Annotated in this window: 9 protein-coding genes; 2 read left to right on the top strand and 7 right to left on the bottom strand. The window is 44.4% G+C overall.

Translation table 11 applies throughout. The features are described 5' to 3' along the window. Positions 1-55: 55 nt before the first annotated feature. Positions 56-316 (bottom strand): OadG family protein, encoded by a 261-nt coding sequence (locus NC99_RS16185; protein ID WP_053186216.1) that lies wholly within the window; start codon positions 314-316, stop codon positions 56-58. A gap of 494 nt (positions 317-810) precedes the next feature. On the opposite strand from NC99_RS16185, the gene NC99_RS16175 reads away from it, so the two are divergent. Both NC99_RS16175 and NC99_RS16170 read left to right on the top strand, forming a co-directional pair. Beyond that, positions 811-2145 (top strand): Gfo/Idh/MocA family protein, encoded by a 1335-nt coding sequence (locus tag NC99_RS16175; protein WP_053186020.1) that lies wholly within the window; start codon positions 811-813, stop codon positions 2143-2145. A 164-nt stretch (positions 2146-2309) separates the two neighbouring features. Continuing rightward, the gene (locus tag NC99_RS16170; RefSeq protein WP_053186017.1) at positions 2310-2525 is read left to right on the top strand and encodes a dodecin family protein; all 216 of its coding nucleotides are present in this window, start codon (positions 2310-2312) and stop codon (positions 2523-2525) included. 79 nt (positions 2526-2604) lie between these two features. Here the strand turns inward: NC99_RS16170 and NC99_RS16165 are convergent, their stop codons facing one another. From NC99_RS16165 to rplA, 6 genes are all read right to left on the bottom strand, one after another. After that, the gene (locus NC99_RS16165; RefSeq protein ID WP_053186014.1) at positions 2605-2925 is read right to left on the bottom strand and encodes a DUF3467 domain-containing protein; all 321 of its coding nucleotides are present in this window, start codon (positions 2923-2925) and stop codon (positions 2605-2607) included. A 2-nt stretch (positions 2926-2927) separates the two neighbouring features. After that, entirely contained in the window at positions 2928-7205 is a 4278-nt protein-coding gene (gene rpoC, locus NC99_RS16160) for a DNA-directed RNA polymerase subunit beta' (RefSeq protein ID WP_053186011.1), read from the bottom strand. 54 nt (positions 7206-7259) lie between these two features. Then, positions 7260-11072 (bottom strand): DNA-directed RNA polymerase subunit beta, encoded by a 3813-nt coding sequence (rpoB, locus tag NC99_RS16155; RefSeq protein ID WP_053186009.1) that lies wholly within the window; start codon positions 11070-11072, stop codon positions 7260-7262. 120 nt (positions 11073-11192) lie between these two features. After that, positions 11193-11573: a 50S ribosomal protein L7/L12 gene (gene rplL, locus NC99_RS16150; protein ID WP_053186006.1), complete on the bottom strand. Its 381-nt coding sequence runs from the start codon at positions 11571-11573 to the stop codon at positions 11193-11195. Positions 11574-11610: 37 nt separating this feature from the next. Further along, entirely contained in the window at positions 11611-12129 is a 519-nt protein-coding gene (gene rplJ / locus NC99_RS16145; protein ID WP_053186003.1) for a 50S ribosomal protein L10, read from the bottom strand. Between the two features lie 11 nt (positions 12130-12140). Continuing rightward, positions 12141-12881 (bottom strand): 50S ribosomal protein L1 (gene rplA, locus NC99_RS16140; RefSeq protein WP_449451283.1); only part of this gene is annotated, 741 nt, incomplete at its 5' end.

Below are 12881 nucleotides of genomic sequence, written 5' to 3'. Positions count from 1 at the left end.
TTAATTTTTTATATTGGTTTTTAGAAATGTTCAGAAGACAGTTAAAACCCAGAGATTACAGCTTCTCAATTTTGGTCACATGCCCTTTCCCACCGGTTACGGTTTTAACAGCTGAGACAATGGCGGCTACCTTTTTCCGATTGAAGTCGCTTGTTTGATTGGCTACTTGCTCTACCTTTCGACTAACTTCTTCAGGTAAATATTGATTCACGAAACGAATAATCAAATTGCCGAGCAATACGACCAGAGAAAGGATAATAAACACGGTAATCATACCAATTCCCATCAACTGTAATGCAAATCCTAAGTCACTCATCTTTTCAATTTTTTTTAAAAAAACTTTTCCCATTTTATAGAACGGAGGCAATAGTACCAAATTTTTGTTCGTTCAAAAATGTTAAAAAATAGTTACCAAAAACAATTATCAATTAATTAACATTGAATTCTATCAAATCGAAATCGATCAATATGTTTTTGCTTGCAGTTCATCAGGGATATCGGCCAGAACACTGATGAACAAACAAACACAGCGGATTTCGAGCACTTTTTCATTTGCGAGTTAAAGATCGCTTATTGTGAAAAAATGATCACCTCATCTATCATCGTTTTAGGTGACAAAAAGGGCTTCTTTCATCTACCCAAAATTCAACCCTATTCGTTCGCCAACTAACAATTCGTGATAGATCACCCAGGCTTATCAAGTCAAAAGGTTTTATTTTTTTCAAGTTAATCCTTACTTTTAGCCTATTAATCAAATCCGTCTCATCAGTCAAGTCTATTCAATAACAAACTATTTTTAAGTCAACTAAAATGAAAAAACACACTAAAATGGAATTGTCGCGAAGACGGTTTCTGGGTACTGCTGCCATTGGAATGGCCGGTATTACATTTTTACCTTCATTAAGTTCGTGCTCATCGCCGGCAACAAGCACGGAAGATAAAATCAGGCTTGGATTTATTGGCATGGGACGACAAGCCATGTTTTTGCTGAACGGCTTCATTCAGATTCCCGGCGTGCGTGTTGTTGCCGGTTGCGATGTCTATGGCCGCAAACGCCAGCGTTTCGAAAACCGGGTGAACGAATTCTACACCAAGAACAAGGTCGAAGTTGAAGTAGCCACTTACGAAAAATATGAGGACTTAATTCAACGCGATGATATTGATGCCGTTGTGATTGCGGTTCCGGATCACGCGCACGCCATGATTGCCATTGCCGCGTGTAAAGCCGGCAAAGATGTTTACCTGGAAAAACCGATGACCTTCACCATTAAAGAGGGCCAGGAATTGAAGCGCGTGGTGCGCGAAACGAACCGGATTTTGGGAATCGGAAGCCAGCAACGGTCGGACCCGAATTTTCAGCATGCCGTTAAAATGGTACAAACAGGCCGTTTAGGCAAAATTGAAAAGGTGAATGCTTACGTTGGCGCTCCACCGATTCCCTACAATTTGCCGGAAGAAGAAATTCCTGCCGACTTGAACTGGGATCTTTGGTTGGGACCGCTCCCTGAAAACATTCATTTCAACAATGAACTGAATCCCCCCATCTCGCTTGATCCGGTAAAACACGAAGAAATTTGGGGTGCCTGGCGTTGGTATAAAGAAATGGGCGGCGGTTTCACGACCGACTGGGGTGCGCACATGTTCGACATTGCCCAATGGGCATTGGGCATGGACCGCAGTGGGCCGGTTGAAATCTCTCCGATTGGCGATGGCACCGAGTTTATGAAGTTTGTTTATGCCGACGGTGTGGTGATGACCTCAGAACCCTTTGACGAGAAGATGACCAAAGGCGTGAAGTTTTCCGGAGAGAATGGATGGATCGAAGTTTCGCGTGGACATTTTAAGGCTTCGGACGATGCCCTGCTCCCACCAAAATCGGACAGTGCCGACGATGACACTCCCTACGAAACCAAGATTCCTCACCAGATCAATTTTATTGAGTCGGTGAGAAACCGGGTTGATCCGGTTGTTCCGGTTGAAATTGGGCATAGCTCGTGCACCGTTTGTACCTTGGGGAACATTGCCTGCGACCTGCAAAGAACCATTAAGTGGGATCCGATTTCGGAAACTTTTGTGGACGACGAAGATGGGGCAGCTGCCGCTAAACTCCACTACCAGTACCGCGACGGCTGGAAATTGCTCTAGCAAAAAAAAAGATACAACCTGAAAAAGCTGTCTCCCCGGAGATGGCTTTTTTTATGTGAGCAAAAGTCCACACCCGAAATACCTATTGTCAAGCAGCTCATTTTTCGAAACCGAATTCCTTTTTTCGAGTACCATGAATAAAACACTTAAAAAAGGAGGTCATTATGCCAAACAGCGTTTATAAAGTGATTGAATTAGTCGGTACCAGTCCTGAGTCGTGGGAAAAAGCCGCTGCCAATGCCATTTCGAAAGCATCCGAATCCTTGCGGGATTTGCGTATTGCTGAAGTGTCGGCCATGGACATGCAAATTACCGATGGGAAAATTGAAAGCTATCGGACCAAGTTAAAAGTTTCCTTCAAGTTTGAAGGCCACCACTAATTCCAAAGAGTCAAGAACGAAAAAAGCCGCTTCATCGGTTGATGAAACGGCTTTTCTATTTTATACTGTCTTGTAAGAATTAAGCTTCAGCAGTTGGTCCTCCAAAATTCATTGGTGGGATCATGGGGTTTTGAGGTCCACTCACCTTAATCGGGCCATGTTGTTTCTCAAACTTCTTCACGTTGTCTTCCAGAGCCATCAAAAGACGTTTGGCATGTTCGGGGGTCAGAATGACCCGCGATTTGACATTGGCCTTCGGAATCCCCGGCATAATGCGAACAAAGTCGAGAACGAATTCAGAACTGGAGTGGGTAATAATCGCCAGGTTCGAGTAAGTCCCCTGGGCTACTTCTTCACTCAATTCAATATTCAGCTGATTTTGATTCTTATTTTCCGACATAATTAATCCTCGTAGTTTTGGCTTTCGGTTTCCTTCACATCCACCATGCGGTCGTACTCTTCGCGCGAACCAACCACCAGGTTTTTGTATTCTTTCAAGCCCGTACCGGCAGGAATCAGGTGACCACAGATGACGTTTTCTTTCAATCCGTCCAAATAGTCCACTTTACCCTGAATGGCTGCTTCGTTCAACACCTTGGTTGTTTCCTGGAACGATGCCGCTGACAACCAACTTCTGGTTTGCAGGGCTGCACGTGTGATTCCCTGAAGAATCTGGCTTGATGTTGCAGGAATGGCATCACGCGACTCAACCAGCTTTTTGTCCTTCCGGCGCAAAACCGAGTTTTCATCGCGCAAACGGCGAGCGGTTACAATTTGCCCGGCACGCAATTCTGAATCACCCGGATCAACAACAACTTTCTTATTGTAAATCCAGTCGTTCTCATGCGTGAACTCGTTCTTGTCAACAATTTGCTTTTCGAGGAAACGGGTGTCCCCGGAATCAACAATCTCCACTTTACGCATCATCTGGCGGATGATTACCTCGTAGTGTTTATCATTAATTCGCACACCCTGCATCCGGTAAACGTCCTGCACTTCATTCAAAATGTAATCCTGAACAGCAGTCGGTCCTTTAATACCCAGGATATCTGAAGGTGTAATGGCTCCATCAGAAAGCGAAATGCCCGCGCGAATGTAGTCGTTCTCCTGCACCAAAATCTGCTTTGACAGTGGCACCAGGTATTTTTTCACATCACCACCCCGTGAGGTCACAATGATTTCGCGGTTACCACGTTTAATTTTACCAAACGAAACCTCACCATCAATTTCCGACACAACAGCCGGGTTCGATGGGTTACGGGCCTCGAACAGCTCGGTTACCCGTGGCAAACCACCCGTGATATCGCCTGCTTTACCTGAAGCACGCGGGATTTTCACCAATACCTGCCCCGCAACAATGGTGTCGCCTTCGCTAACCGAAACGTGACCACCTACCGGCAAGTTGTAAGTACGAATCACTTCGCCTTTTTCATCAAGCACACGCAGCGATGGGTTTTTGGTTTTATCACGGGTTTCAATAATTACCTTCTCTTTATAACCGGTTTGTTCATCTGATTCCTCACGGAAGGTCACCCCATCAATCAGGTTATCAAATTCAACTTTACCTTTAAATTCTGAGATAATTACACCGTTATAAGGGTCCCACTCACAGATCTTTTGCCCTTTGGTCACTTCTTGTCCATTCTCGATGTACAATTTTGACCCGTAAGGGATACTGTGTGTAGATAATGGAATTCTCGTTTTCTTATCGATGATTTTCAGTTCAGCCAGTCGGCCAATAACAACGCCAACTTTCTCACCGACTTCATCTTTCGTTTCAACAAAGCGAAGTTCTTCAATTTCGGCAATACCATCGTAGCGCGATTCAACCATCGACTGAGAAGAAATGTTACCGGCAATACCACCCACGTGGAATGTACGCAGGGTCAACTGTGTTCCGGGCTCTCCAATCGACTGTGCAGCGATTACACCAACGGCTTCACCTCGTTGCGACATGTTTCCTGTTGCCAGGTTTCGTCCGTAACATTTGCTACACACGCCGTTTTTGGCCTCGCAGGTCAATACCGAACGAATTTCAACGCTCTCAATGGGTGAGTCTTCAATCTTCTTACCAATTTCATCGGTAATCATTTCGCCGGTACCAACGATCAGCTCGCCGGTTAACGGATGGAACACATCGTGAACCGTTGTCCGTCCGATGATTCGCTCATAAAGGGAAGCAACAACTTCTTCGTCGTTTTTAATTGCCGAAGCAACCAAACCACGCAAGGTACCGCAGTCTTCGTCCGAGATAATCACATCCTGCGAAACGTCAACCAAACGACGGGTCAGGTAACCTGCATCGGCTGTTTTCAGAGCCGTATCGGCCAAACCTTTACGGGCACCGTGGGTCGAGATAAAGTATTCCTGAACTGACAACCCTTCTTTAAAGTTTGCCAAAATCGGGTTCTCAATAATCTGAGCTCCTGTTGAGCCAGACTTCTGTGGCTTCGCCATCAATCCACGCATTCCGCACAACTGACGAATCTGCTCTTTCGAACCCCGGGCTCCGGAGTCAAGCATCATATAAACAGAGTTAAACCCTTGTTTATCGGTACTAATCGTCTTCATCACCGAGCTGGTCAGCTTCGCGTTGGCGTGAGTCCAGATATCGATGACCTGGTTGTATCGTTCGTTGTTGGTAATGAAACCCATGTTGTAGTTGGCCATTACTTCTTCAACTTCCTGGTAACCGGATTCAACAATGGTTGCTTTGTCCTCAGGGATGATTACGTCACTCAAGTTAAACGACAAACCTCCCTGGTATGCAGCCTTGTAGCCCATGTCTTTCATATCGTCGAGGAATGCAACGGTAGCAGCATTTCCCGCTTTCTTGAAGATATCGGAGATAATGGTTCGAAGTGATTTTTTTGTCAACAGCTCATTGATGTAACCCGCTTTTTTGGGAACTACCTGGTTGAACAGTACACGGCCAACCGTCGTGTCCACGATATGCTTGAACGATTCACCGTTTTCATCCATATCTTCGACCTTCACCTTGACCATGGTGTGCTTTTCAAGAACACCTTCATTATAAGCAATAATCACCTCTTCGGGCGAATAGAAAGTCATTCCTTCTCCCCGGGCTCCTTCGCGGTGTTTGGTCATGTAGTAAAGTCCCAAAACCATATCCTGAGAAGGAACCGTGATTGGAGCACCGTTGGCCGGGTTCAGCAAGTTGTGCGATGCAAGCATCAACAACTGCGCCTCCAAAATTGCAGCATTACCCAATGGCAAGTGAACAGCCATCTGGTCACCATCAAAGTCGGCATTAAAACCGGTACAGGCCAGCGGGTGCAACTGAATCGCTTTACCTTCAATCAATACGGGCTGAAAAGCCTGAATTGACAGACGGTGAAGGGTGGGTGCCCGGTTTAGCAGAACCGGATGCCCTTTCAGCACGTTTTCCAAAATATCCCAAACGACCGGGTCTTTGCGATCTACAATTTTCTTGGCTGATTTTACTGTTTTTACAATGCCACGTTCAATCAGTTTACGAATGACGAATGGCTTGTAAAGTTCGGCAGCCATGTCTTTTGGCAAACCACACTCGTGCAATTTCAGAGTAGGTCCTACTACAATGACTGAACGTGCAGAGTAGTCAACACGTTTACCCAACAAGTTTTGGCGGAAGCGGCCTTGCTTTCCTTTCAACGAATCAGAAAGCGATTTCAGGGCACGGTTATTCTCCGTTTTTACCGCGTTGGATTTCCGCGAGTTATCAAATAATGAATCGACAGCTTCCTGAAGCATCCGCTTCTCGTTACGAAGAATCACTTCGGGCGCTTTGATTTCTATTAATCGTTTTAACCGGTTATTCCGGATGATGACACGACGATACAAGTCATTCAGGTCGGAAGTGGCAAAACGTCCACCATCCAATGGCACCAACGGACGTAAATCCGGTGGAATAACGGGAACAACCTTCACAATCATCCATTCCGGACGGTTAATGTTTTTGCTGGCACGGAAAGCTTCAACAACCTGCAAACGCTTTAATGCTTCGTTTTTCCGTTGTTGTGACGTTTCAGTACCGGCCTTGTGTCTCAAGTCGTACGAAAGTTCATCCAGCTCAATACGTTCGAGCAATCCATAGAGTGCTTCAGCACCCATTTTGGCGATGAACTTATTTGGATCGTCATCGTCGAGATACTGATTTTCTTTTGGTAGGGTATCCAAAATATCCAGGTATTCTTCTTCAGTGAGGAAATCGAGTTTTTTGATTCCATCCTGGCCTTTAATACCCGGCTGAATAACCACATATCTTTCGTAATAGATAATCGTATCCAATTTCTTTGTTGGCAATCCAAGTAAGTAACCAATTTTATTGGGTAACGATTTGAAGTACCAGATGTGTGCTACCGGAACCACCAGCGAAATGTGCCCCATACGCTCACGGCGCACTTTCTTTTCGGTCACTTCCACTCCACATCGGTCACATACGATTCCCTTGTAACGAATACGCTTGTATTTACCACAATGACACTCATAGTCTTTTACCGGCCCAAAAATCCGCTCGCAGAACAAGCCGTCTCTTTCTGGCTTATAGGTTCTGTAGTTGATGGTTTCGGGTTTCAGCACTTCTCCGTGTGAACGTTCTAAAATCTCTTCAGGAGAAGAAAGACTAATCGCTATTTTGGCAAAATTACTTTTAACTTTATTATCTTTTCTGAATGCCATATATCGATGTATATTTAAATCAAGTTAATAATAGGACTGGTTGCTGCTTCGGAATTAATCCAAAGTCACACTTAAACCAAGTCCGCGTAATTCGTGGAGCAATACATTCAATGATTCGGGGATTCCGGCTTGTGGCATCGGTTCTCCTTTTACAATTGATTCGTACGCTTTTGCACGACCAAGTACGTCGTCCGACTTCACTGTCAGAATTTCCTGAAGGATATGCGATGCACCAAATGCTTCGAGTGCCCAAACCTCCATCTCACCAAAACGCTGACCACCAAATTGGGCTTTACCACCCAACGGCTGCTGCGTAATCAATGAGTACGGTCCGATTGAACGGGCATGCATCTTGTCTTCGATCATGTGACCCAGTTTCAGCATGTAAATCACACCCACCGTTGCCGGTTGATCAAAAGGCTGTCCGGTTTCTCCGTCGCGAAGGTATGTCTTGCCATAAGCCGGCACACCAGCTTTATCGGTATATTCCGTTACTTCTTCCAGGCTAGCACCATCAAAAATCGGCGTTGCAAACTTCAATCCCAGTTCCTGACCGGCCCATCCCAAAACAGTTTCGTAAATCTGGCCCAGGTTCATACGCGATGGTACGCCCAATGGGTTCAACACGATATCGACAGGTGTTCCGTCTTCCAGGAATGGCATGTCTTCGTCGCGCACAATACGCGAAACAATACCTTTGTTTCCGTGACGGCCGGCCATTTTATCTCCAATTTGAAGCTTACGCTTTTTGGCCACATAAACTTTGGCCAACTGAATAATCCCGGCGGGAAGTTCGTCTCCAATGGTCACATTGTAGCGTTTCCGACGGGCGACGGCTTCATGCTCTTTATGTTTCTGGATGTAATTGACAATCAACCGGAAAATCATGTCGTTTTTATCCTTATCTGTTGTCCATTTGCTTGGATTAACAGTCAGGTAATCGATTTCCTGCAGTTGCTTCAAGGTGAACTTCACGCCCTTCGGAATGATGTCACCTCCATAATAGTCTTTCACACCCTGGCTTGTTTTACCGTTCACCAAAACAAAAAGCTTGTCTTCCAGTTTGGCACGCACGGCAGCAGCTGCGCGGTCAAATTCTTCATCAATCTGATCCAGCAATGGCTTGGTTGCCATTTTGCCTTTTTTATCTTTGACAACCCTTGAAAAGAGCTTTTTATCGATCACAACACCTTTGAGTGATGGAGACGCTTTTAAGGATGCATCTTTCACGTCACCGGCCTTGTCACCAAAGATGGCACGCAGCAGTTTTTCTTCCGGAGAAGGATCCGATTCACCTTTTGGTGTAATCTTTCCAATCATGATGTCACCCGGCTTCACATTGGCTCCAATGCGAATCAAACCAGCTTCATCCAAGTTGCGAGTAGCTTCTTCGCTTACGTTTGGAATATCTGAAGTAAACTCCTCTACTCCTCGTTTGGTATCGCGAACTTCGAGTGAGTACTCATCAATATGAATTGAGGTCAACACGTCATCGCGCACAACACGTTCCGAGATCACGATGGCATCCTCATAGTTATAACCTTTCCAAGGCATGAAAGCCACTTTCAAGTTACGGCCCAAGGCCAATTCTCCGCCTTGTGTCGCATATCCTTCCGTTAAAACTTCCCCTTTCGAAACACGCTGGCCTTTCACCACAATTGGCTTAAGGTCCATCACCGTTCCCTGGTTTGTTTTTTGGTATTTTGGCAATTTGTACGAAACAACTTCGGGCTCAAAGCTTACAAACTTTTCGTCGTCAGTCATATCGTAACGCACAATAATTTCTTCCGCATCAACATATTCAATCACACCATCACCAGTAGCCGAAATCAATACCCGTGAATCGCGAGCGGCGCTACCTTCCAGGCCGGTTCCAACAATGGGCGCCTCTGGTCTGAGCAGTGGCACTGCCTGGCGCATCATGTTTGATCCCATCAAGGCACGGTTGGCATCATCGTGCTCCAGGAAGGTAATTAACGAAGCGGCCACAGAAGCAATCTGGTTTGGACCAACATCCATCAGCTGAACTTCTTCCCGCTCAACAACCGGATAATCGCCTTCCAAACGCGACTTAACCCGTTGGTTCACAAAGTTACCTTGTTCATCAATCGGGGCATTGGCCTGGGCAATTACTTTTCCTTCTTCTTCTTCCGCCGTCAGGTACACCACACCGTCCTCAGACAAATCAACTTTTCCGTTTTCAACTTTTCGGTACGGTGTCGCAATAAAACCAAGGTCGTTTACTTTGGCAAATACACACAAGGAAGAAATCAAACCAATATTTGGACCTTCCGGTGTTTCAATCGGACAAAGACGTCCGTAGTGGGTAAAGTGAACGTCACGAACCTCGAAACCAGCGCGTTCTCTGGAAAGACCGCCAGGCCCAAGAGCTGACATCCGTCGTTTGTGGGTCATCTCAGCCAGCGGATTGGTTTGATCCATAAACTGAGAAAGTGCATTGGTGCCGAAGAATGAATTGATAACTGACGATAAGGTTTTTGAATTGATCAGATCAATCGGTGTAAAAACCTCGTTGTCTCTCACGTTCATCCGTTCGCGAATGGTGCGTGCCATACGCGCCAAACCAACGCCAAATTGGTTAAACATCTGCTCGCCTACCGTACGAACACGACGGTTGCTCAAGTGGTCAATATCATCAACGTCGGTTTTTGCGTTGACCAGCTTGATCAAATATTTGATAATTTCAATGATATCTTCTTTGGTTAGTACTTGAGTATCCATATCGATATTCAGTCCTAACTTTTTATTGATCCGGTAACGTCCAACTTGTCCTAAGTCGTAACGTTTTTCCGAAAAGAATAATTTGTCTATCACATCGCGTGCCGTGGCTTCATCGGGCGGTTCGGCATTACGCAATTGACGATAAATGTGCAATACGGCTTCTTTTTCCGAGTTACACGGGTCTTTTTGAAGCGTATTGTATATGATAGCAAAATCTTGTAAGTTCTGATCTTCCTTGTGCAGCAAAATCGTTTTGGTGCCCGAGTCCAGAATTTCATCAATGTGGTCGTTTTCAATCACTGTTTCGCGGTCAATAACCACTTCGTTACGTTCAATTGAAACGACTTCACCGGTATCCTCATCCACAAAGTCCTCCACCCAGGTTTTCAATACACGGGCGGCCAGTTTTCGTCCAACAACTTTCTTAATACCGGATTTGGATACTTTAATCTCATCAGCCAATCCAAATATTTCAAGAATATCTTTATCGCTTTCGTATCCGATGGCCCGCAACAAGGTTGTTACAGGTAATTTCTTTTTACGGTCGATGTATGCAAACATGACAGAATTAATGTCTGTAGCAAACTCGATCCATGACCCTTTGAATGGAATAATACGTGCCGAATAAAGTTTTGTCCCGTTTGCGTGCAAGCTCTGTCCGAAGAATACCCCTGGTGAACGGTGCAATTGCGAAACGACAACACGCTCGGCTCCGTTAATAACGAACGTACCGCGTTCAGTCATATAAGGAACAGTGCCCAGGTAAACATCCTGAATAACAGTATCAAAATCTTCGTGCTCAGGATCCGTACAATACAGCTTTAATTTTGCCTTAAGCGGAACGCTAAAGGTCAAACCTCGCTCGATACATTCTTCGATGGAATACCTGGGTGGGTCAACCTGGTAATCCAGAAATTCTAAAACGAAGTTATTTCGAGTATCCGTAATGGGGAAGTTTTCTTCGAAGACTTTGTACAAGCCTTCGCTCTTTCTATTTTCAGGAGTTGTTACTAACTGAAAAAAATCGATGAACGATTTAACTTGAACTTCCAGGAAATCAGGATAATCAAATTTAGTTTTTGTGGAAGAGAAATTAATTCTCTGGTTTTCAGTATTTAACGACATGTATCAACAAAATTAAGTGAACTTAATACATAAATATACAAAAAGGCCTAGAACCCCATCCCGAAAATTCGGGACGAGGTTCTAAACCAATACTGACCTAATAATAAGGTCTTAAGTCTCTTATTTAAGTTCAACTTCAGCTCCAGCTTCTTCTAACTGACTTTTTAATGCTTCTGCTTCGTCTTTCGAAACTTTTTCTTTGATCGCTTTAGGTGCTCCGTCAACAACTTCTTTTGCTTCTTTAAGACCTAAACCTGTCAATTCTTTTACTAACTTAACAACTGCCAATTTTGAACCACCAGCTGCTTTCAAGATCACATCGAATTCTGTTTGAACAGCAGCGGCTTCTTCTTCGCCAGCTCCAGCTGCAGGGCCAGCAACAGCAACAGCTGCAGCAGCAGGTTCAATACCGTATTCTGTTTTTAAAATGTCAGCTAATTCATTGACGTCTTTCACAGTCAAGTTTACCAACTCTTCTGCAAGTGCTTTTAAATCTGCCATTTCCTCTAATTTTTATGCTATAAAATTGTAACTAAATTTATTCTTTTTCTGAAAGTGTCTGAAGGATACCGTGGATTTTGCTTCCACCTGATTGCAATTGACCAATAACTGTTTTCATTGGTGATTGTAACAGGCCGATCAAATCGCCCAGCAGTTCGTCCTTCGACTTGAGTGTTGATAATACGTCTAATTGGTTTTCGCCAACATAAACTGACTCTTCAACGTAGGCTGCTTTTAACAACGGTTTTTTACGTTTTTTAGAAAATTCTTTGATCAGTTTAGCGGGTACATTTCCGACTTCGCAGAACATAACCGAGGTATTACCTTTGAGAGAGTCATAAAGCTCTTCGGTATTCTTTTCAGAATTCTCCAAAGCTTTACGTAATAGTGTATTCTTAACTACAACCAGTTTTACGTCTTTGGTAAAACATAGGCGCCTTAAACTACTAGAGTCTTCTGCATTAAGGTCAGCGATATCTGCCAGGTAAAAATGATTGTAAGAGTTGATCTGTTCAGTCAGATTATCAATAATCTCCAATTTTTCTGATCTTTTCATCTTTACAGTTTTTACTTGTCAGTAACTGACTTTGGTTCAACTTGAATTCCAGGACTCATCGTGCTTGACAGGTAAATGCTTTTCACATAGGTACCTTTAGCGGCGGTAGGTTTCAATTTGATAATGGTATTGATGAACTCGTGTGCGTTATCAACGATCTTCTCAGCAGAAAAGGAAACTTTTCCAATCGAAGCGTGAATAATTCCGAATTTATCAACTTTAAAATCAATTTTACCTTGTTTTACTTCACCAACCGCTTTGCCCACATCCATAGTCACGGTACCGCTTTTTGGATTTGGCATCAAGCCCCGGGGTCCTAAAACCCGACCTAGCGGGCCAACCTTTCCCATGACCGGAGGCATGGTAATTACCACGTCGAAGTCTGTCCATCCGCCTTTGATTTTTTCAATGTAATCATCAAGACCGACGAAATCTGCACCAGCTTCTTTGGCTTCCGCTTCTTTATCGGGAGTTACCAAAGCCAGTACGCGAACTTCTTTTCCAGTTCCGTGGGGTAAGGATACAACGCCTCTAACCATCTGATTGGCTTTGCGAGGATCTACTCCAAGACGGACATCCATGTCAACCGAGGCATCGAACTTGGTAAATGAAATTTCTTTTACCAAAGCAGCAGCTTCGCTTAACGAGTAGGATTTGTCCTTTTCGAGTTTCTCCTGAGCAAGCTTTTTATTTTTTGTAATTCTGCTCATCTTGAAAATGGTTGCTGGTACTGCCAGAAGCATGGGAATTAA

Source organism: Sunxiuqinia dokdonensis (genome assembly GCF_001270965.1).
GTDB lineage: Bacteria > Bacteroidota > Bacteroidia > Bacteroidales > Prolixibacteraceae > Sunxiuqinia > Sunxiuqinia dokdonensis.
This window is presented reverse-complemented; position numbering and strand designations above follow the sequence as displayed.